The organism is Bacteroides intestinalis (assembly GCF_003464595.1).
In the GTDB taxonomy this organism is placed as follows: domain Bacteria; phylum Bacteroidota; class Bacteroidia; order Bacteroidales; family Bacteroidaceae; genus Bacteroides; species Bacteroides intestinalis_A.
In genome coordinates this window covers 46,215-70,364 of record NZ_QRZF01000010.1, presented here as the reverse complement: position 1 = coordinate 70,364, position 24,150 = coordinate 46,215, and the positions used below count along the sequence as shown (strand labels likewise).

Here is a 24,150-nt window from a genome sequence, read left to right as displayed (position 1 = left end):
TTTATTCGTTTTTAATTACCTCCGCCGGATTCGTTTTTGCTATCCGCAAGATACGGAAAAGTATTGTAAAGCCTGTAATAAAAGTAACAATCAAGAATATGCAGAGCCAGAAAAGCAGACCGCAATCAAAGAATACCGTATACATTTGTTTCCATAACATCAATACAACATATACAAGCGGGAATGCAACGATGGCACTACACAATAACAAGATAATATAAAGACGGGCAAACAACAGGATAATCTGCGGAACATCTGCCCCATTTACTTTACGGATAGCAACTTCTTTCTGGCGTCGTTCTGTATCGAGCGTGATACTGGAGTATACACCTAATAGTGTGATAATAATGCTGATAACAGCAAAGAACAAAATAATGTCCTTCAGATTGTACTCAAGAGCCTGCAAAACATGGATATCATTCAGGAATGTTTTAGCCTGATAAGTTATATTTTCAGGAAGCATCTCGCGGTAGACTTTCTCAATCCATCGGGCTACTTCCTTTTGCTGGCCCGGATGACTCTTTATGTAACAATGGCCTATGTAGACTGAAGGATCATAAGGCAGGAAAGCATATCCACTACTTCTGTTATATACATTGGCCTGAAAAGGTGCGGATATTCCACAGATTGTGTAGTCAGTATTACCGCTATACAAGTTCATACCGATTACATCTTTCTTCTGCATCTCCTGCCAGACATTGTCTACCACAATATCTTTTTCCGTTTGAGGAAGTCTTCCTTGTTCTATGGGAATATTCATAAAAGAGAAGAAATTGACGGGTACAGCCATGACACTAATATCAATCCAGGAGTTCTCATTTCCCTTTTCGGTCGTTAATCCATTGCCCGACATACCTTGCATATAACCGACATCTGATAACAGAATTTCTTTCACTCCGGCATGTTGTTTAAAACGCTCTATCAACGCCAACTTTTCCTCATTCTTCATAAAGGGATAGTCCAGGGGAATACTAAGAATCTCCGATTTTTCTTTTTGACTTAGCGTATGGATTAAACTATTGGTCGTTTTCTCGGCTTGCAGATATAAAGCAGCCGTCAGGGATACAAATACCCAGCAAATAAAGAACTGGATACCCAGCATAAGGTTACGTCCCCATTGCTTACCTCTACGTTTATTGTTTCCATAAATACCTGTTTGCACGGTAATACGACGAATACGAATGGAAACAGACAAACATATAAGGACGCAGAGTATGATAAGAAGAGCGATATATTGCAGAGCATGTATTAAAAGCGTTTCAGAGGTAAAGGTCATTGCAAAGCCCGGCAAAGAGAAATTCATGTGATTCCCTAATAATTCTATGCCTGATAATACCAATATGGAGGATATGGATATGACAATCAATGACTGTGTGAATAGCAAGCAGAAAAGTTGTTTCCAGTTGCATCCTATCATTTTCATGATACTGTATTCTTTAGTACGATTGAAGAAAGAACCGATAAGGAAATGGAAAAAGTTGATCAGCCCTACTAGTAATATCAGTGTACCTACAGTTCCGGTAACTAATCCCAGATAGGAAGCACCTTGTTTTTTCAATCTGGCTCCCATATTACTGGCAGTGACAGTGTAAGCTTCGCCATACAAAGTATAAGTATAGTCTCTTTTTGAGAATAGCTTCTCTAAATCGGTACATGTAGTTTGTGGTGATAACAGTACGTAGGTATTTGCTCCCGTCATGTTATGCCGTTTGGGACTTTGCAGAAGTCCTTCACTATCGTTTACGGTCAGCATATCTATGTTTTGCATAAAATCTAAACTATTGTTCAGAGGGATATCTTTCATTACTGCCTGAATGGTATAGACGATGCCTCCTGTTTTCGGGGTACTTTCAGGAGAAGTATTGAGCCTTCTCATGAGAGTCATATGTTTGCCGATAGCACTTTCTGCATTACCGAATATTTTAATGGCCATAGATTGGCTCAGGATAACGGAGTTAAGAGACTGACTTGCCATTTTCCAATGTCCTGCTACCATTTCCGGAGTGAAGATTTTATTGTAGCAAGTATCTATTTCAATCGTTTCAAGTTCATAGGGTAGCGTCTTTTCCGGAGATAACTCTACATAATAAGGGCGTTCGCGAGGATAGGTTACGGATGAAATGGCTTCCGTTTCTCCCAAAGCCCATGTGCGCAAATCTTCGGCCAGAGGAACAGGAGAACCGGAAAAATATCTGTTCGCCTTACCGTCATAGAGATTTAATTCTGCTATGCGATCATGATTAGCAAAACAATGGTCTGTGCTTTCTACAAAGCGACTGCAATATATGCAGACACAGAAGCAGAGCAAACCTACTGCCAATCCGATGATGGAAATGATATTTTGTGTCTTATGCTTACACAAGTTTCTGAATGCTATTTTGAGATAATGGAATATCATGGTATATTAGTTGCTATTATTTTGACTAAGTGATAAAAGTATATTCTTGTACATAGTATATTCATTTTGATAATAAGTTTTCAAATCCTGTGCCAAAGTTGTAATGGTTTGTATGCTAGATATATATGCATTATATTGATACTTAATAAGTGTGCTATACTGCACATAAATAGTGCGAATACGCACCGTCTATTCACTCTTTATCACTTCCGCCGGATTCTGCCGTGCAGCCTGCCATACGCGCCAACCGATACATAACAGAATAAGTAAACCTATCCCACTAAATATAGCCAGATATATCCATACACTGATTGCTGTTTGTTCTATATAGCTTTCCAACCATTTTTTCATCAAAGCGTATCCTATAGGAAATGCTATCACTGATGCTGCAACGAGTAGTATAAAGTACTCTTTTACAAACATGGCAAGTATTTCTTTTACAGACGCTCCGTTTACTTTGCGGATGGCTATTTCTTTGCGCCGCTGCTCGCAACTTAGCGTAATGAAAGAGAAGATTCCGAAAACGGCAATGAGTACGCAAATAATTGAGGCAAAGCCAAGTAGCTTCAATAATAACGTTTCGGATTTCAGGAACTTAGAATATTCCTCTTCTATATTGAGAAGAGAATGATATTCATTACTGCCAGTTGAGATTTTGGTATATACATCATCTACTCGCTTTTTAAGATCATCCCATGTTCCTGCCCGATATTTTATCAAGATATCACCATAGTTGGCATCGGAACCGGAACCTCCCAGACCTCCTTTATTGCAGAATAAAGTAGGTGCTGCCGGAATTGTAGGTGCTGTGATATGGAAGTCTTTTACAATTCCGACGATTGTAACTCCTTGGTGAATATTGATTTTCTTACCTATCGGATTATCTAAACCTAGTCTTCTTGCACAAGTCTCGTTGATGATAGCCTTATCTGCATCATCCGGTTTTAGCATTTCACCTTCTATTAGTTTCAGGTTGTAGAAATTGATAAATTCCTTCCCTTCTCTTATGCAGGTGATATCTATTCTATCTGCCTTATCCGTACTTTTCTTTCCTTCCCAGCTATCTGTACTATAAGTTAGTGTACTGTATCTTGGAAACAAGGGTTCACATCCCTTCAGTGTCTCTACAATACATGGCATCTTATCTATTTCGGCACTGACGGCAGCGTAAGATTCCGGAGAAACATATTGTCTTAATACTGCTGTATTCTTCCTTTCCCAACCAATGTCACCATTTGCCAGATGATTGAGTTGCTTCATAAGAATGCTTACGCAAAAGATAAATAAGATACATATTATCAATTGGAATGCTATACTACATTTGCGGAATCGAAACAGACTGCCGGATTGTCTGTGGTATCGGCGGACAATAAAAGGTATTAATAGGATATAGGATATGAAAAGAATACCTGCAAAATAGAGGAATGACTCTCCATAAATATTTCCATTAATTTCGGACAGCTCTCTGAATTTCGGAAGCGATAATTCGATGAATGTCATTCCCGCGAGACCGGATAAAAGCAGCACAAATAAATATTCGGTACCAAAAAGTATGAATAAATTTCGAATGGATGAACCACATACTTTTCTTAATTCAATTTCCCTGTTCCGCGTGCGCATACGGGTGATAAATAAAGAAAGATAGTTGAACAATGCGCAAAGTATAATCATGCCGCTTGCTATGGAGAAAAGTACTAAATAATTAAATTTAAGGGCCAGTTTTTCATTTATGGCAGAGTAATGATATTGGGTTAATGGAATAATCTTATTTTTTTCGAAAGGTTTGGAATACCATTGGTTTCCGGATTCGTAGTTTTTCATTTTTTCCTGAAAAGATATAGCATCCACTCCTTTACGTAGCCGAACGTACGTTTGAAATCTATGTACTCCCCATTCGCTTTTTTCTTTTTGAAATTGTGATGACATTGTCCATGCGGCAAAATAGAGATTACTATGTTTCTCTACATTTTTCAGAATGGCACAGACTGTCTTAGGTGTATCATTTGCCTCTATCTCTTGTCCCAAAACTTCAGTTGAACCGAATAATGACATCGCAGTCTCTTCTGTTAATGCAATTTTATTATCAGAATAAATAAATTCCATACTTCCGGACAATATGGAGGTAGGACGGAACATCTCTAAAAATGTAGAGTCAGCATATATGCAATTAACTTTCGCATTTTTCCCTTCTTTGGTTTTCAGTTCTGTCTCGTTCTGGTAAACTGCACACACAGCTTCTACTTCCGGAAATTCTTGCCGGAGTGTAGTAGCCAACATATATGAACTGTATGTACTGAATGTTGATTCATTGAAAGTGGATTCCTGGTAAAGCAAATGAGTTCGTTCCACACCTTCATGGAATTTGTCATATGTAATTTCGTAGTGTATCCACAGATTTGAGAGTGCGAAGCAAGTGAATCCTACCGCCAGACCTATAATACTAATAATACTCTGTGTTTTGTATTTCAGTATATTACGAAACGCTATCTTGCAATAATGCTGTATCATGTCTTTGATTTTTCTATTATTCACTTTTTATCACTTCTGCCGGATTCTGCCGCGCTGCCTGCCATACCCGCCAGCCAATACATGCAAAAATAACGATCATTATGCCACCGAATATAGCAAAATATATCCAGGCACTGATAACTGTCTGTTCTACATAGTTTTCAAGCCAACGCTTCATCAGCACATACCCTACGGGGAATGATATGACGCCCGCAATGACTAACAAAAGCATATATTCTTTCACAAACATAATAAGAATATTCCGGATTGTAGCTCCATTTACTTTGCGTATAGCTATCTCCTTACGTCTTTGTTCGCAACTCAATGTGATCAGAGAAAAAATTCCGAAAGCAGCAATGATTATGCAGACGGTAGTGACAAAACTCAATAATTTTATCAAAGCATTTTCTGATTTCAGATACCCGGCATATTCTTCTTCTGTATTGAACAATCTATATCTCACTTCTGGATACTCTTGGCTGAATATACTGTCGATCTGCTGTTTCAGTTCTTTCCATTTACCATCATGAAACTTGATTAAGATTTGCCCTTTTCCCAAAGAAAATCCCATGCCTTTAAGAATATCCTCTGCAACTAAAGTATAGGGCTGTACCGGCTCTGTCGGAGCTGTGATGTGAAAGTCTTTAATTATACCTATAATGGTCCATGCTCTATTCTTCTGATAAAGTTTCTTTCCTACCGGGTCATTCATTCCAAGTGCTTTTGCAGCCGATTCGTTAATCATTATTTTACCCGTTTCCGTTGGCTTCACCATTTCTCCTTCCAGCAGTTTTAGATTGTAAAAAGATACAGTCCTTTCACAATTCCACAGACATAGCATATCTATACTTTTCGTTCCATCTTCTTTTCCGTCCCAATTATCGAAAGTTTGTGAAAAGCCTGATGTCTTAGGCAATAAACAGCAATGTCCGGATATAACTTCTTTTGTACATGAGAATTGCTTTATCTTATCAGCAATGGATTCAAAATCTTTATCCGGATATAAAAGATTGATGGTAGCTATACCCTTTCTTTCCCATCCTAAATCTGTATTCGTAAGAAAATAGATTTGCTTCATCATCACTATTATACAGAATGTGACAAGAAGCCCTATCGCTAACTGGAATGCAATGCTTACTTTACGGAGCATATACTTATTTCCGGTATTCCGGATGTGCGACCGTCTGATGGCGAATGGCACTAACAGAAGCAAAGACAGTAAGAGAATTCCCACAAAATAAAGTAGTGATTCTCCATAAATATTTCCAGATACACCGGACATCTTTTTAAAAGCAGGTAAGGCCATCTCAACCAAAGCCATACCCAATACGCCGGATAGTAATATGATGTACAAATACTCTATAAAAAGTAGAATAAATACGCCTCCGATGGAGGAGCCGCATACTTTACGCAGTTCTATCTCGCGGCTACGTATTCTCATGCGAGTAATGAACAGAGAGATGTAATTGAAGAGAGAACAAAGAATAACCAAAGCTCCGGCTACGGAAAACAGTATCAGATAATAGAATTGAAAAGACTTGTTTCTGTTAATTGATGAATAATGATACTCGTCGAGTGGAATTAGCCGAATACTTTCAAACACTCTGTGGGGATCTCTTGGATCGGCTTTTATTTCGTGTGCAGCAAGTTTCTTTTGAAATGCCATCGGATCTGTTCCTTTACGCAATTTGATAATGATTTCGAAGCTTCCATTATTCCAATCATTCTGCCAACGGCGGAAGTATTCTCCTTGTCCCCAGCAACCGAATGTCAGATTACTGTGATTGAGATTTGAGAGGATGGCGCAAACCGTTTTTGTGTCGTCGTTGTAGTTTTTAACTTCTTTGCCCAGTACATCCGTAGAACCAAACAAACGTATAGCTATATCTTCTGTTAAAGCTATTTTATCATCTGAATATATAAAGTCCATACTTCCTGATAGAATGGATATATTGAACATATTCATAAAACATGAGTCTGCCTGCATTTCATATACTTCTGCAGTACTGCCGTCTGCTTTAACATCTGTTTTTTGTCCCCATCTGGTATAGGCACATGCTGCTTCTACTTCAGGGAAATCGTTTTTCAGCACAGTTGATGCCGGGTATGGTATGGAAGTGGAGTACCCGTTTACTCCAAATACGCTTTCTTTGCATAGGATATACATCCGGTCTGCTCCTTCATGGTAAGCATCATACGTCATTTCATAATGTATCCACAAGTTAGCAAGGGCAAAGCAGGTAAAGCCGACTGCCAGGCCAAGGATACTAATAATACTTTGTGTTTTATATTTCAGTATATTACGAAACGCTATCTTAAAATAATGTTGTATCATAGCTTAAATGTTTGTTTGCTGTCTATTTACTTTTGATGTTATTTGCGGGATTATATATTATAATGAGTTTCTTTTTAATATTAAGGTTCAAATCTTGTGCCAAAGAGATAATTACTTGTATTATAGATGAATACTTGTTTTGAAAACATTGTTTTAGTGTGCTATACTGCACAAAAATAGTGCATATTCGCACAAATGGTACATTTAAAATCACAAAGGATAGTTATAGGCTTTGACTATAACTTCTTAACTTTTGATGAAGTAATAATCTAGCTGTGAACAGGTGTAGCGTTTTTTCTCTTTTAATAATCGGGAAAATGCTTCTACTTTTCTCTAAAACACCATGCATTAGATGAACTCATAAATACACTACTTACTGATGGATTAATTACTGTATATCAATGTTTTATAGTCTGAAAATAGAAAGAAATGTGTGGTGTTTAGGGGTCAAAATAGGGTCAGGGTCACTTATACCCCCCCAATTCGGCTCAAATGAATAGAATATTTTAATTAGGTGTAAAATAAAAGCACTGATATAGGGTCAAATTACTAAGGAATCAGATTTTATAATTTGCTCTTTGTCACTTTTGCCTCACTTTCCTGTTTTTGTATCAAACATTTACTTATAAAGAATCGTTCGCATTACAATATTCCGAATCTACGGGAATCTGTTTTTTGCAAAAGTTGTCTAAAGTCAACTATCTGTATATCAATGTAATATTGACTGATAGAATTGAAAATCACCTGCCAATAGGGCTATAAGTGACCCTGACCCTATTTTGACCCCTACCAAGCCTTTTATTAGTCTTAGATTTGTTATATTTATTCAATAAAAGCACGCGAGAAATAATCTGGTAAGCCAAGGTATAGTCCACCCCTGCCTTAAACGGAACATAAGAAGCTATGTCGTGATACAAAACTAGCAATATTCCACATTACAAGATTGCTAGTTCCGCATCACGACATTGCTTCTTATAATTATAATCCCAAAGGATCGTTTTTATTCTTTTATCACTTCCGCCGGATTCTGTCGTGCTGCCTGCCATACCCGCCAGCTGATGCATATTAAAATAACGATAGTTATGCAGGCAAAAATAGCAAAATAGATCCAGGTGTTGATTGCTGTTTGCTCTATATAGCTTTCAAGCCAACGCTTCATAAGTACATATCCTGCCGGAAATGCGATGACAGATGCTATAATCAGCAAGAGCATATACTCCTTTACAAACATGAGAAGGATATCTTTAATGGCGGCTCCATTCACTTTGCGTACGGCTATTTCCTTACGTCTCTGCTCGCAACTGAGCGTAACAAGGGAGAAGATACCAAATGCTGCAATAAGCATGCAGACCACGGCAACAAAGCTGAGAAGCTTCATAAGTATATTCTCTGATTTCAAATACTCTGCGTAAAGATCCTCTGTATTGTCCAGTTTATACTTCACTTCCGGATATTCATGAGTGAGCACGCTGTCTACCCTACTTTTCAGCTCCTTCCATTTGCCATCATGGTATTTAATCAGAATCTGTCCTTTTCCGAAATAAAATCCGCTGATACTAACAGGTCCTGAAATAAATATACAGGGTTGTGCAGGAATCGTTGGAGGGGTGGTATAGAAGTCTTTGATCAGGCCGACTATGGTGGTTGCTCTGCTTCTCTGATAGAGTTTCTTGCCTACCGGATCGTTCATTCCAAATAGTTTTGCTGCTGTTTCATTGATCATAACTCTATCCCGTTCTGTTTCTTTGGGAATTTCCCCTTTCAACAGTTTTATGTTATAGAATGGAAGAATCTTTTCACTTTCCCACAGAAATAGTGGATTCGCATCTTTTACGTCCTCTTCTTTTCCATCCCAATCATCATAATATGCACTTAGGGTTGTTGTTCGGGGCAACAGAGAGCAATGTCCCGTTACGACTTCTTCTGTGCAAGAGAATTGCCTTATTTTGTCTGCAATAGCATCGAAGTCATTGTCCGGATATAAATTGCTGATAGTGGCTATATCCTTTCTCTCCCACCCTAAGTCTGTATTGGAGAGAAAATAAATCTGTTTCATTATGATGATCATACAGAACAGAAAAAGGAGACTTACTGCTAACTGAAGTATAATGCTGACCTTACGAAGCAGATGCCGGTTCCCGGATTTCGAAAATCGCGATTGCCCTATAATGAATGGCACTAACAGGAGTAGAGAAAGGAAAAGGATGCCGAGAAAATAGAGCAACGATTCTCCGTAAATATTGCCGGATACGCCGGACATTGTTTGGAAGGTGGGTAAGACTAGTTCTACTAAAGCCATGCCTATCAATCCAGACAGGAGTATGATGTACAGGTATTCTATAGAAAGCAATGCAAACAAACCGCCGATTGATGAACCGCATACTTTTCGTAATTCAATCTCGCGCCTTCGCATTCTTGTGCGGCTGATGAATAAGGAGAGATAATTGAATAATGAACAAAGAATAACTAATCCTCCTGCTATGGAAAAGAGTATCAAATAATAAAATTTGATGGATTTGTTTTCATTGACCGGTGAATAATGATATTTACTTAAAGGCATTAGCAGAGTTTTCGCAAATATGCATTCGATATCTCTGGGATCTACTTTCTTGTCGTATGCAGAGAGCTTCTTCTGAAAAGCTACCGGATCAGTCCCTTTACGCAATTTAACGATGGTTTTAAAGCCTCCATTACTCCAGTCTGTTTGCCAACGACGGAAGTATGCTCCTTCTCCCCAGAAGCCAAATGAAAGATTACTATGATTCAGGGCTTTTAAGATAGCACAGATTGTAGCTTTTTCATCATTCTCATTTATAATCTCCTTACCGAGTACATCCGTGGAACCAAATAGTTGTATGGCTGTTTCTTCGGTCAGTGCAACTTTATCATCCGAATACATGAAATCTACATTTCCCGACACTATGGAAATATTAAACATCTTCATGAAACATGAGTCTGCCTGTATCTTATAAGTTTCTATAGCGGTATGTTCGTTTGTCTTTATTTTAGTTTTATTCGTCCATTTACTATAGGCACAGACTTCTTCAACTTCCGGGAAGTCATTTTTTAATATAGTGGATGCAGGATATGCCATTCCGGTACTGTATCCATGTTGTTCCATTATACTGGTACGATAGAGAATATACATTCGGTCGGCTCCATCATGATAATTGTCATACGTCGTTTCGTAGTGTATCCACAGGTTGGAGAGGGCAAAACAGGTGAAACCTACTGCCAGACCAATCATACTGATAACACTTTGTGTCTTGTACTTCAGTATATTGCGAAATGAGATTTTGAAATAATGAAATATCATAATGAATTATTTTTAGATATAAGGAATCTATTCACTTTTTATCACTTCCGCCGGATTCTGCCGTGCTGCCTGCCATACGCGCCAGCCGATACTTATGGTGATAACCATTGCTATACCTGCAAAAATGAGGATGAACGGTGTTGCTCCTATATTTACCTGACGATTGTACGTCTCTATCCAATGCTTCATAATAGTATAACCGACAGGGAAAGCTATCAGTGAAGATACGATCAATAGCAGTGCGTATTCTTTAAAGAAGATGCTCAGGATATTGCTGATGGTAGCCCCATTTACTTTGCGGATAGCTATTTCTTTCCGGCGTTGTTCGCATGTCAATGATACCAATGAATATATGCCGAATATAGATATCAGGATACAAACAATTGCGGAGAATCCCAATAGACTGGATAATGCATCTTCTGATTGCAGATACTTATTATATCGTTCTTCTTCGCTGTCCAGAAATAATTTGCGGTCAGGAAGTTCAGCTTGCTGCATTTCCTCAATGCGACGACGACATTCTTCCCAGGTTCCCGGTTTATACTTGAAGAGGACAAAGCAACGCGGCCACATCCACTGTGATTTATTGGTATTGACAAATACAGTATGAGGCAGGTCTTTGGTAGGCGATCTGTATGCACAGTCTTTTATGACTCCGATCACAGTCATAGGTTCCACTTCTTTATTGCAGTAAAAGATATGTTTGCCGATAGCTTCTTCAGGTGTCCATCCCATAGTACGGGCTGTCGTTTCCATGATATTGACTTCACGAACATCCGACTTATCCGATATCCATTCTCCCGCTACCAGTTGCATGTTATAGAATTTGAAGAACTCCTCTCCTGCCAGAATCTCATCTATACCCATTGGGTTTTCAGTTATCCCATTCAGTCCGTCCCAGGAATCGACTTCAAAAGCTGAATAAGAACCCATACTGATGAGTGGCCAGTAAACAGGCCGTACAACTTCAGTCACCATGGGTAATGCTTTTACTTTCTCTGCCCATACATTCATGTCCACATTCATCCAGATGCCCAGGGAAGCCCGGTTTCGATAATCCATTCCCATATCTACATTACGCAAATGATAAAGCTGCATTTGCATTATGATAGTACAAAGTATAAATGCAAGGCAAACGACAAGCTGTATTACAATGCTTCCTTTACGACATATACGTCCCATTATATTCATTTGAGTACTATGAAGTGTATTCTGCAATGAGTGACGGCGGAATAGGTAAACAGAACACAGCGCCACTATAAAAGCCAATACTGACATACCTGCGACGTATACTATGCAATTTCCGTAAATGGATATATCTGTATCGACAATCATGGAATATTGCAAGAACCAGGGTTTGAGTAATTCCACGAAAAACATTCCTAAGAGTGAAGCCAATAGAATAGTAAATAGAAAGTCCGTACTGAGTAATGCCAATAACGAACATTCGGATGCTCCATTCACTTTGCGTAGCGCCATTTCCCGTTTACGCGAGCGGAAACAGTCGATGTAAATCGTTAAATAGTTAATCAATGCGCACAGAATGATAAGCACTCCTGTTATGGAGAAATAAACAATGTAACGGAACTGCACAATCTGTTCATCTCCACGAATAAATTCATCCGCATAGCGCAGTGAGGTAATGGGCTCCAAATAGAAACGTGTATATCCGGTCACTCCATAGCTGTTCTTTTTGAGTTCATCCGGAAAATGCTGATTCATTTTCTCTAAAAGTACATCCACATTTGTGCCGGGCTTTATTTTTATCAGCATCCTGTAATTGGCGTTATCCCATGAAGTATCATTATTAGTACGCCCCATAAAAGCATATTTAAAGTTAGAATGCTCTCCCCAATCGCTGACGATGGCGCTTATGCGATATTCATGCCGATGGTTATTGTCTGTTATGGTCTCTCCAATCACTTTGGCAGTACCAAACAACTCGTGGGCAGCTTTTTCTGTAATGGCTATCCCACCCTTTTCCGGTGATGTTGATAAAAAGAATTGGTTGTCACCTTCCAGAACTTTTATATCCATCATACGGATGAAAGTTGTATCAGGCATTAACATCGGATATTCCGTAAGCTGTTTCCCATTTTTAATGAATAGAGTATTTTGGCCTGATGCACAGAAATCTTCTATTTCAGTATAGGTTGTTTTTAAATAATTTCCCAACGCATAGGGCACAAAGTCAGAGTAGTGCCCTCCAAAGTGGCAATCGTTCATTCGTACCAAATAAATGCGTTCTGCATCCTTATGGAAGTCATCATAAGTCATTTCATATTGCACCCAGAATGTAGACAGTGCAAAACATGCCAGACCGATTGCCAGTCCGATGATACTGATGATACTTTGTGTTCTGTACTTTAGTAGATTTCGATATGCTATTTTTAAATAATGGTGTATCATAACTAACCTCCTATTCTGCTTTCATGATTGTTGCCGGATTGATGCGTGTTGCTTTATTAACTTGCCAGAGCAATGTTCCTAATGAAATGCCTGCCACCACTAATATACCAATCAAATAGATGAATATACTGACAGGAGCTTTCACTGCAAAATCTTGCGTATAAATGTATATCAGATAATAAGATAAAGGTATGGTTATCAATATGGCAACTCCTATTACCCAAATGTATTTACGGAACAAAACCGTATACAGATCTCTCAATTGTGCTCCGTTTACTTTACGAATAGCTATTTCTCGATAGCGCTGACGGATATCAAACAGAGAAATACCGAATAACCCGAGACTTACAATTAGAATCGCAATACAGGCAAAAACAGAATAAATGATGGTTGTCTGTCTGTCCTGGGCATAGATTGCTTTTACATCTTCTTCCAGAATGCTGTATTCAAAATCTTCACTGCCATAAATCTTTAATTCCGTTTTACGTAAGAACTCAAGCACTTCTTTCTTTTTACCCGGCACACAGGCTATCTGATAGACATCGCCGCTCATCTGATTGCTTACCATATAAACAGTCGGTTTCTTTCCTAAAGATAAATGCCCGTTGTAGTAATCATCTACTACCGCCACGATGGGCTGGGTTTTGGAGTCGTCTCCTCTTTTCAGAGGATTTTCTATGCTGGCACCTTGGCAAGTGGTGTAGTTTAAGGCTTTCATAGCTGCCTTATTCGCTACCAGGACTCCGAAAAAACCTTGATCTGATAAATCAGGGAGTTCCCCTTCGATAAATTTAATGTCATAGATCCGAAAGAAATGAGGCGTGGCAAGACGCATATTCAGGTAGATCTTCTTCCCTTGCTCGTTTATATAATCACTGCCGTAATCTCCTTTAAGAATGTCAATATAGCTGGCCTCAAAATCTTCTATATAGGGGCAGGAAGAAAGCTCATTATCCAATGCGTTCACTCGTTCCTGGCGTTGTTTCATGCTCTCTTCTGTATAAATATTAAAGTCCTTTGACTCGTAAGCCAACTGGGCAATGATAATATCTTTGGTACGAAATCCCGGTTCGGTATTGAGTAGCATATTCAACTGGTTATTGAAATAAAGCGAGACTACCACCAATAAGAAAGTGAGTACGTACTGAATGCCCAGAAATAGGATTCGTGAATGTATTGAATGTCTTTCTGAACCTATGGAACGGATGGAGACAATAGAGGGAGTATAATTGTATTTGATGAATGGATAGAGAGAAGTAACTAACGGCAGTACTATCAATATGCCTAATGATAATTGCCAGTCAAATGTAGTATAGCCAAACTGATGGTTGAAAAGATTTCTCACCGGCACAGTACTTACTTCTACAAACAACCAGGCTATGAGCATAGCGGCTGATACCAACAAAGTATTCTCTGTCCATATATTAAGAAATAGTTCTTTACCTCTTGCGCCGAACACCTTTTTCAATCCGTACTCTTTTCCCCTCCGGAGCATAACAACCAGATAGATATTGATGAAATTCATGATACCTGCCAATAATACTAATAGGCATACTCCTATCATAATCCACAGATGAGAATAGCTGCCGATAGAGACCATCAATGTCTCTTCATAACTAATGGAGCTATCCCAATAGAATTGCTTGACGGGAATCAAAGAATAGGTATAAGTGCGGGTATCACCGCTTCCGGGTGAGTTTACGTATCTGGGGACACTACCTGTTTTGTTCAGCTTATTTATATCAGTGCCCGGCATGAATGAAAACAAGTCTATAGCCATGCGTTCCCAGCTATCAGATAAAGCTTTAGACAATACCACATCGAACTGCAGGAAAGTCTTGTTTCCAGGACTACCCAATACCCCCTCAATGGTTACATCTTTCCCATTAGAACAGCGGATTATTTTGCCTATCGGATTCTCCTTACCGAAAAGTTTGTGGGCAAATGCCTCTGTAACCAAAGCGGAGTGCGGTGAAGGTAATGTAGTGTTTCCCTGCACTACCGGGTAGCGGAATAGCTGAAAAAAGATACTGTCTGTCACGATGATTCGTGAAGGAAACCGATTCGCTCCGACCATTACATAATCTTTCTCCAAGGGAATGAAACTGCTCTGCATATTGATGTAGCGTTGATCGATAAGGCTGCTGTCTGTCCTATTGATAAGAACGCTTAGATATTGATTGCCACCCATATCCGCTTTGACACCATAAACCTGTTCCCGGTCAATGCAATGGCTATCCACCGTCAATTCCCTGTGGATATAGCGGAGTAGAATGATGCAACATGCCAGGCTGAAGGCCAGTCCCAGCAGATTGATGAGGGTATATGATTTAGAGCGCATCAGGAAACGCCAAGCGTATTTGAGTGTTTTCATGTTTCAGTCTTTATTATAATAATTTCTTTCTGTCATTTGGGCTATTTTTAGACAATGTTGTCTTTGTCCTTTACTTTAATATCAGCTCTTCTGCTTCGCCAAAGTTATCATATCCTGTTGTAATAACCCAATCTCCGGGTTGTAAACCATCTGTAATCTCGTATTGCTGCGGGTTCTGGCGTCCAATGCTGAGAGGAACACGTATCGCTTTAGTTTTGGATGCATTTAGCTTGTATATCCATTGTCCACCAGTGGATTGATAGAAGTTACCACGAGGGATAACAATAGCCTGTTCCGGCTGTCCCAACTCTATTTGTACGCGGAAACTCTTACCTACGCGTACGTTGTCAGGCATTTCTCCGGTAAATACCAAGTCCACATCGAAAGTGCGGTCTTTTACTTCGGGCACTACTTTAGTGATGCGGAGCGGATATTTGCGTCCCTGATAATTAATTGTGGCGGGAAGTCCTGTCGTAATGCGGTCTATGTAGTATTCACTAAGAGAAGTGTGTATTTTATATTGATCTAATACCTTGATTTCTGCAATACCTTGGTTGGATGCTACTTGTTGCCCTGGGGTAACTTTTACAAAGCTAAGCTGTCCGGCGACGGGGGCCTTAATTATTAAATTCTCCAGTCGTTCGCAAGCGCGTTCGTACTTCTTGCGTTCGCGTTCCCGGTCATTATTGATTAAGTCTTTGCGGATAATAGCAACAACGGAATCTTGCCGTAAACTCTCGCGCTGTAACTTTGCTTTTTTTACATTATAGTTATATTCATCTTCGGCAACCTCTAACTGAGCTTTACTCTTGATACCCATTTTAAATTCTTCCTTGTCAAGATTGAAACTTTTTTGAAGACGAGCCAACTCATAGTTTGTTTGTAAAGTTTGTTGTTGAAGAGTCAGGCTCTTCTGTTCCATTTCAATTTCCTTCTCACGGAAAGAAATCAGTTGTTTGTCCAGATCATCGCGCTGTTCTTCAATGTTGTGTATCAAGTCGGGATTTTCGAGTACAAGGATTGTATCTCCTTTCTGTAGCAGACTTCCCTCCTCGCCTACAATGCGATCTACGCTTCCAGATTCACGGGCATTAACGATAATGGTGAGAATGGGCTGGATAAGTCCTTCTACATCTACATATTCCATGAACTTATCATTCTTTACTTCAGCGATCTGCACATTTTCCTGATCGATACGCAGTTTGCTGGGACCGGCAGAAAGAATGATAACGTAAATGATGAAAGCAAGAAATATAATTCCTCCTGCCAAATAATAACGGTAGCGAATGTACCAGGGTTTCTTTTCAAGTTTAATATCCATAGTGCTTTTATTGTTTTACAATTTATAATCAGACGTATGATATGGCTTTTTATTTCCTTATCATTTCATCCATTACTTCTTCTATTCTCTCAGTTTCCGTTAGCGGGGCATCTTTTTCAAAATCATAAAGTGTCAGGCTACGGAGAGTATAGTACAGGCTCCAGTAATTATATAATGCAGTTATATAATTACGTCGGGCAGCATCTTTTTCGCTGATAGAAGCGTTGAGGTCGAGTACGGTAGATTTTCCTAAAATATAGAGCCGCCGGGCTACATCTGCGCGTCGTTGCGCTGTTTCATCCGTGCGGGCGGCAATGTGTACGCGCTGGGATTGCAGATTGAATTGTTTTACCAACTTGCGGACATTCAATTCAAAGTCTGTTTTATCCTGCTCTACTTGGGTATAAGTTAAGTCACGGTTGGATCGGGCTACCCGAATCTGCCCTTTTCCACGTCCCCAGTCTAATATAGGTAGACTGATACCGAGGGTAACATATTGTTGATCCAAAGGGTTATGGTAGGCATCTTTTAGTTTATTTCCGGTCTGTGTCAACCCGAAGCGGAGATAAAGATCGGCTTTCAGACCGGCATTGGCACGGGCATTGGCCACTTTGCTTTCACTTTCCAGTTTGCGGCGTTGCATATTCAGTATGTCCGGACTGTTTTGCCGTGCTGTGATTAGAGCGGCATTCAGATCTATTTGAAGATTGGGTACATGGTCGCTGACATCGACTTTAATCAATACATCTTCTTGGATACCGAGGTATGAACGGAGTTCCTGCATACTATTTTCTACCTCAATATGGGCATTCATGCGGTTGGTTTCTTCTGTCAGTTTATTCAGTTCCAATTGCAACATCTCATTTTCGGTAATAGTACCTATATTATAGCGTCCTTGTGCATAGGTATATAAGGTATCCGCATTAGCATAGTTGGTAGAAGCTATTTCATAGTTACTTTGTGCTGTGGCAAGAGCAAAGAATTTTTGTGTAGCATTAGCAGCAACAAGTTCCAGAGTTTCTATATAAGTCTTTTTTGCTTCCCGGTAACGTAATGGCTCGATACGACGGTTCCATTTCAGACTATTGTATCCGAAAAGCGATTGACTGTAGCCGACATTTATAGGTGATGTCTGCCAGGAAGTAGAGTGATCGCTAAACAAGTCAAGCCGTTGGGCAGAGGTTTCTACAAACAGTGTACCACCTGTCCATGGAATATTCTGCGTCAGACTTAGGGTCAGGTCGGTACTCAACAGGTTTTGCTCTACAAACTTTACACTACCGTCACCCATGGTGACTTTGTTAATGGCACGGTTGAGATAAGGGTCGGAAGTCAGTTTCAGAGCAGGCAGATAGTTTGCTTTATAATATTTGTAGTTCCAATAAGACGAACGGAAGCTGTGCTGGGCTGTTTGTGCATCGGGAGATTGTAGACGAGCACGCTCTATGGTTTGCCCTAAGGTCAATTCCATAGTCTGTTCTTGGGCAGTAGCGGTTACCAGAGTACCGCAGGCTATCAATGATAAAAGTATATTTTTGTACATAGTATATTCCTTTTGATAATAGATATTCAAATCTCGTGCCAAAACTGTAATTAATTGTTATATAGAATATTACTTCAGGCAAAGGGAATCTTATTCTGTGCCATACCGCACAAAAATAGTGCGCATACGCACACACAACACATTGATATATTACCTATCTTTGCCGACAAGTGATGATAGAAAAATAATAGCTTTTATGGAACAATTAGGAAAGATACTGATAGTAGACGATAATGAGGACGTGCTTTTTGCCCTTAACCTTTTACTGGAACCTTATGCTGAAAAGATAAAAGTTGCAGTAACCCCTGATCGTATTGAACACTTCATGACGACTTTCCAGCCCGATATAATATTGCTGGACATGAATTTCAGTCGCGATGCCATAAGCGGGCAGGAAGGCTTTGAGAGTCTGGAACAAATTTTGCGTATCGATTCTCAGGCAGTTGTTATTTTCATGACAGCATATGCAGATACGGATAAAGCGGTACGAGCTATTAAAGCGGGTGCCACAGACTTTATCCCGAAGCCATGGGAGAAAGAAAAACTGCTTGCCACACTTTCGTCCGGTATCAAGTTGCGTCGTTCCCGATGTGAAGTGAATCTGCTGAAAGAGCAGGTAGAAGTACTTAGTGGTGCGGGCAGTAGTGTGGAAGAATCCATAATTGGTGAATCAACTGCGATGCAAGAGGTGTTTGCAACGATAGAGAAATTACGCGATACAGATGCTAATATTCTAATTCTTGGTGAGAATGGAACGGGTAAAGATGTAATAGCCCGTTTGCTATACCGCTGTTCGCCACGTTATGGCCGCCCCTTTGTAACGATTGACCTTGGAAGTATTCCTGAACAATTATTTGAAAGTGAATTATTTGGTTATGAAAAAGGAGCATTTACTGATGCCCGAAAACCGAAAGCCGGGCGTATGGAGGTGGCAACGGGGGGCACACTGTTTCTGGATGAAATAGGTAACCTTTCATTGTCCATGCAGGCCAAGCTACTGACGGCCATTGAAAAACGCCAGATCAGTCGTTTAGGTAGTACGCAATCTGTACCTATCGATGTGCGGTTAATTTGTGCTACAAATGCAGATATTCGCCATTTGGTGGAAGAAGGAAATTTCCGGCAAGACTTACTCTATCGCATCAATACGATTGAACTGCATATCCCTCCATTACGGGAGCGGGGGAATGATATTATTCTCCTGGCAGAGTATTTCTTGCAGCGCTATGCCCGTAAATATCAGAAGGAAATGCGAGGCTTAACGCGTGAAGCAAAAGTAAAATTGTTGCGTTATCCTTGGCCGGGAAATGTGCGTGAGTTGCAGCATACGATGGAACGTGCCGTAATTCTGGGTGACGGTTCGTTGCTTCGCCCCGACAATTTCCTGTTTCAGGCTTCTTCCCCCCGTCCTAAGAAGGAGGAAGAAGTACTCAATCTGGAGCAATTGGAACGGCAGGCTGTAGAAAAGGCTATGCGATTGAGCGAAGGGAATATGACGCGGGCCGCAGAGTATCTGGGAATCACGCGCTTTGCATTGTATCGGAAGATTGAGAAGTTGGGATTATAAATTGATAAGCAGTATGAAGCGGTATTCCTTAATTGTTATCTTGCACATCTGCCTTCTGGCAGTACTTTCTGTAGGCGTCTATGTGTTATTTTGTGCAGACTTGTGGTTTAGTATGCTTATCACATTCTTGTTTCTTTTGGGGACGGGCATACACCTTTATTATATACAGATGAAACAATTGCAGATGATGCGTCGTCTGACAGACAGTTTGCGTTATAATGATATGACACAGGCATTCCGTCCACCTCATAAAAATAAACTGATGACAGAGATGGCTGTAGAGTTATCTGAAACTTTACAGGCTTTTCGTGCCCGTTTATTAGAGGAAGAAGTAAAACACCAGTATTACGAAAGTCTGTTGAATAAAGTGGATACCGCTGTATTGGTGACTGACATGTCCGGTCGTATTGAGTGGTTGAATCGTGCTGCTACTGCTCAATTGGGGCAAGATCCACAGTTGCCGTCCGAGTTTCTGAATCTTCCCTCAGGTGAAACACAAGTCATGCGTATTCATCGGAATGGGGCTACTTTGGAAATGGCCGTAGCTACTACCCTTTTCGTAGCTCGCGGCATGGAAAGACGCCTCATTAGTTTGAAAAATATCCATTCTGTACTGGAGCGGAATGAAATGGAAGCCTGGCAAAAACTAATCCGTGTACTCACTCATGAAATCATGAATTCCATTACACCTATCATCTCTCTTTCCGAAACATTGAGTGAGCGTGGAGTGCCTGTGGCATTAAAAGATGCAGGAGGCGAAAAAGAATATGCCGTAATGCTGCAAGCCATGCAAACTATTCATCGGCGTAGCAAGGGACTGTTGGGTTTTGTGGAAAACTATCGTCGTCTTACCCGTCTCCCCGCTCCTGTCTGCGCAAGTGTATCGGTTCGGGAGTTGTTTACTGATTTGCAGAAACTCTTTCCGGACGAAACGATTCATTTTGAACTTCCACCTTCAGAGAAAACATTGGATGTGGATCGTGCTCAGATAGAACAAGTGCTTATTAACTTGCTGAAAAATGCCCGTGAAGCATCTGGTCGTCGCGAAGAACCGAGAATTGAGGTGAAAGCTGCTTTTGCACCCAAAGTGACTTCTTCTTTGACTTCCTGGCGTTGTACGATTACTGTTCGGGATAATGGTGAAGGTATCTTACCCGAAGTACAGGATAAAATATTTGTTCCGTTCTTCACGACGAAAACTGCCGGTTCGGGTATTGGACTCAGTCTTTGCAAGCAAATTATGAATCAGCATGGAGGAAATATTTCCGTTTATTCAGAGCCGGGAAAAGGTAGTTGCTTTACTTTACAATTCGGTTAGATGGACATTGCATCTGCAAAAGGTTGTTTTGAGTCTATTAAAAAATATAAATATTATATAATCGTAAAAATTCTGTGTCGATATTTTATTGCTTTTAACAGCTACTAATTTTTCCATTATTTATTTTTGCAGCCACACAAATCGATAACTCATATTTAATTAACCATAAAATTCTATATGATTATGCGAACTAATTATTTGCTGCTATTAACCATTTTGTTGGGTTTGATACCCATGAATTACACACACGCCTCTGATTCTGTACCAAGCGTGTTTCTTTATTCTCCTTACACAAAGATTTCCGTTTCTCCGGGAACGAGTATTGACTACAAAATTGATTTAATCAACAATTCGGATGCACCGGTCAATGCTGATCTGTCCGTAACAGGACTACCCGCAAGTTGGAAGCGCGAGTTAAAATCTGGTGGTTGGAATATTAACAAACTGGCAGTTTTGCCTAATGAAAAGAAAGACTTTAACTTGAAATTGGAAGTCCCGCTAAAGATAAATAAGGGTAGCTATAATTTCATAGTCTCTGCCGGAGATTGCCAACTTCCGCTAACAGTCACTGTAGCCCAGCAAGGTGCTTATCAGACTGAATTTACTACTGACCAGCCCAATATGCAGGGAAATTCTAAATCCACATTCACCTTCAATGCTGTACTGAAAAACCAGACTGCCGATCAGCAGTTATATGCTTTGATGTCCAATGCCCCCAGGGGGTGGAATGTTATTTTCAAACCTAACTATAAGCAGGCTACCTCTGCACAAGTGGAAGCAAATGCCAGCCAGAATGTATCGATAGACGTTACCCCGCCAGCCAATGTAGAAGCCGGAAATTATAAAATTTCAGTACGTGCGGTTGCCGGTAATACATCTGCCGATCTGGACTTGGAAGTAGTGGTTACAGGTACTTATCAAATGGAACTGACCACTCCACGAGGGTTGTTGAGTACTGAGATTACTGCCGGAGATGTGAAGCGCTTGGAACTGGTAGTCAGGAATACAGGCTCTTCTTTACTAAAAGATATCCAACTCTCATCCGGTAAACCTACAGATTGGGAAGTTTCTTTTGAACCGGCTAAAATAGAAATGCTGAAAGCCGGAGAAACATCTACTGTTACTGCTGTAATGAAGGCTTCGAAAAAAGCTTTGCCCGGCGATTATGTTGCAACCATGGAAGCCAGAACTCCCGAAGTGAATGCTACCGCACAATTCAGGATTGCAGTAAAAACGCCTATGCTTTGGGGGTGGGTAGGAATATTAGTTATCGTTGTAGCCGTGGGAGGTGTCTACTATCTATTCCGAAAATATGGAAGGAGGTGATTATGGGCGAACAAGTGATTGTACTTACCGATTTGACTAAAAAATACGGTAATTTCACTGCTGTTGACCATATTAGCCTGTCAATCTGCAAAGGAGAGATCTTCGGATTATTAGGTCCGAATGGTGCGGGAAAATCCACAACTATCCTAATGATGCTGGGGCTGACGGAGCCAACTTCCGGCAAAGTGGAAATTTGTGGAATAGACTCCACTACAAACCCTATTGAAGTTAAGAAGAAAATAGGTTATCTTCCCGAAGATTTGGGCTTTTATGATGAAATGACAGGATTGGAAAACCTTGTCTATACAGCACTTCTGAATGGTCTTTCAAAGAGGGAGGCTGAGGAGAAAGCAAAGGAACTCATGCACCGGGTAGGGCTTTCCGAACAGGCAAACAAAAAGACCGGAAAGTATTCCCGTGGTATGAGGCAACGTCTGGGATTGGCAGATGTACTGATTAAGAATCCGGAAATCATAATCTTGGATGAACCGACATCGGGTATAGATCCTGCCGGAATTCAGGAATTTATTGAACTGATTCGTAATTTGAGCAGAGTACATTCCCTTACTGTATTGTTTTCATCCCATAACTTGGATCAGGTGCAGAAAGCTTGTGATCGTGTGGGCTTGTTTAATCGCGGAAAATTATTGGCACAGCTTGATCTTAAGGAGATGGAGGGTAAACAGGTGGAACTTATTGATGTCTACAATGATTATGTAAAGGAAGGAGGTGAGAAGCATGAACAGAGTTGAGCAGCCTTTCTGGGTTATTGTGAATAAGGAAATCCGGGATCATGTACGTAGCTGGCGTTTTATTATCTTACTTGCCATTATTACACTAACCTGTCTGGGGGCTTTGTATACATCACTCACCAGTATGCGCGAGGCTATCAAGTCCGGTGGTGTGGAAGATACTTTTTTCTTTCTGAAATTGTTTACTGTATCGGATGGTACGTTACCTTCTTTCGTTCTATTCATTAACTTTTTAGGACCGTTGCTAGGTATTGCCTTGGGATTTGATGCCATGAATTCGGAACAGAACAAGGGAACATTATGTCGTATATTATCACAACCGATACATCGTGATTGTATCATCAATGCCAAATTTGTTGCTGCATTGATCGTGATTACAATTATGCTGTTTGTATTAGGATTCCTGGTAATGGGCGCCGGATTGATTGCAATTGGTATTCCACCCACGCCGGAAGAATTTGCCCGTATCATTTCTTTTTTGGTCCTCAGTGTTTTCTATGTAGGACTTTGGTTGAATATGGCGATACTGTTTTCACTTTGTTTCCGGCAAACGGCGACTTCAGCCTTGGCTTCTTTGGCAATATGGTTATTTTTTAGCGTCTTCTATACGATGATTGTCAACTGGATTGCCAAAATGTTGATGCCTTCTGATATGATGTCTCCTTATTATGCCATCGGTTATCAGAAAATAGTTTGGGGCATAATGTCGTTGAATCCGTGCGAGTTATTCAATCAGGCAACTTCTGTACTGCTGATGCCGTCTCTCCGAAGTTTGGGGCCGTTAATGATGGAGCAGGTTCAAGGAGCTATACCCAGTCCTCTCCCATTGGGACAGAGTTTACTGGTTATATGGCCACAGTTGACAGGATTGATTGCAGTTACAATACTCTGTTTTGCTCTTTCTTATATTATATTTATGCGTAGAGAAATTCGTTCAAGGTAATTGATTGGTTGGGTTAAGAAGAAATCCCTGACGATACTTT

Annotated in this window: 13 protein-coding genes; 5 read left to right on the top strand and 8 right to left on the bottom strand. The window is 40.2% G+C overall.

Annotated features, from left to right (window positions below):
- Position 1: 1 nt before the first annotated feature.
- The 8 genes from DWW10_RS15075 to DWW10_RS15040 form a co-directional block, all read right to left on the bottom strand.
- Complete coding sequence (locus DWW10_RS15075; RefSeq protein ID WP_022392093.1) at positions 2 to 2,398, bottom strand: ABC transporter permease; 2,397 nt, start codon at positions 2,396 to 2,398, stop codon at positions 2 to 4.
- Positions 2,399 to 2,587: 189 nt separating this feature from the next.
- Entirely contained in the window at positions 2,588 to 4,906 is a 2,319-nt protein-coding gene (locus DWW10_RS15070) for an ABC transporter permease (RefSeq protein WP_022392094.1), read from the bottom strand.
- A gap of 16 nt (positions 4,907 to 4,922) precedes the next feature.
- Positions 4,923 to 7,241: an ABC transporter permease gene (locus DWW10_RS15065; RefSeq protein WP_022392095.1), complete on the bottom strand. Its 2,319-nt coding sequence runs from the start codon at positions 7,239 to 7,241 to the stop codon at positions 4,923 to 4,925.
- Between the two features lie 1,000 nt (positions 7,242 to 8,241).
- Positions 8,242 to 10,557: an ABC transporter permease gene (locus DWW10_RS15060; protein WP_022392096.1), complete on the bottom strand. Its 2,316-nt coding sequence runs from the start codon at positions 10,555 to 10,557 to the stop codon at positions 8,242 to 8,244.
- Between the two features lie 27 nt (positions 10,558 to 10,584).
- Positions 10,585 to 12,966, bottom strand: a complete 2,382-nt coding sequence (locus DWW10_RS15055) for an ABC transporter permease (protein WP_022392097.1) — start codon at positions 12,964 to 12,966, stop codon at positions 10,585 to 10,587.
- A gap of 10 nt (positions 12,967 to 12,976) precedes the next feature.
- On the bottom strand, positions 12,977 to 15,340 hold the full coding sequence (locus DWW10_RS15050; RefSeq protein ID WP_022392098.1) for an ABC transporter permease: 2,364 nt from the start codon (positions 15,338 to 15,340) through the stop codon (positions 12,977 to 12,979).
- Positions 15,341 to 15,410: 70 nt separating this feature from the next.
- Positions 15,411 to 16,661: an efflux RND transporter periplasmic adaptor subunit gene (locus tag DWW10_RS15045; RefSeq protein ID WP_022392099.1), complete on the bottom strand. Its 1,251-nt coding sequence runs from the start codon at positions 16,659 to 16,661 to the stop codon at positions 15,411 to 15,413.
- A 49-nt stretch (positions 16,662 to 16,710) separates the two neighbouring features.
- Positions 16,711 to 18,204: a TolC family protein gene (locus DWW10_RS15040; RefSeq protein WP_118422243.1), complete on the bottom strand. Its 1,494-nt coding sequence runs from the start codon at positions 18,202 to 18,204 to the stop codon at positions 16,711 to 16,713.
- 196 nt (positions 18,205 to 18,400) lie between these two features.
- On the opposite strand from DWW10_RS15040, the gene DWW10_RS15035 reads away from it, so the two are divergent.
- The 5 genes from DWW10_RS15035 (at position 18,401) to DWW10_RS15015 (ending at position 24,110) form a co-directional block, all read left to right on the top strand.
- Entirely contained in the window at positions 18,401 to 19,771 is a 1,371-nt protein-coding gene (locus DWW10_RS15035) for a sigma-54-dependent transcriptional regulator (RefSeq protein WP_022392101.1), read from the top strand.
- 13 nt (positions 19,772 to 19,784) lie between these two features.
- Entirely contained in the window at positions 19,785 to 21,089 is a 1,305-nt protein-coding gene (locus DWW10_RS15030) for a sensor histidine kinase (protein ID WP_022392102.1), read from the top strand.
- Positions 21,090 to 21,266: 177 nt separating this feature from the next.
- Entirely contained in the window at positions 21,267 to 22,415 is a 1,149-nt protein-coding gene (locus tag DWW10_RS15025; RefSeq protein ID WP_118422242.1) for a COG1470 family protein, read from the top strand.
- A gap of 2 nt (positions 22,416 to 22,417) precedes the next feature.
- Positions 22,418 to 23,167, top strand: a complete 750-nt coding sequence (locus DWW10_RS15020; protein ID WP_118422241.1) for an ABC transporter ATP-binding protein — start codon at positions 22,418 to 22,420, stop codon at positions 23,165 to 23,167.
- On the top strand, positions 23,154 to 24,110 hold the full coding sequence (locus DWW10_RS15015) for an ABC transporter permease (RefSeq protein WP_022392105.1): 957 nt from the start codon (positions 23,154 to 23,156) through the stop codon (positions 24,108 to 24,110). Before DWW10_RS15020 ends, DWW10_RS15015 begins: the two co-directional genes overlap by 14 nt.
- Positions 24,111 to 24,150: the final 40 nt, after the last annotated feature.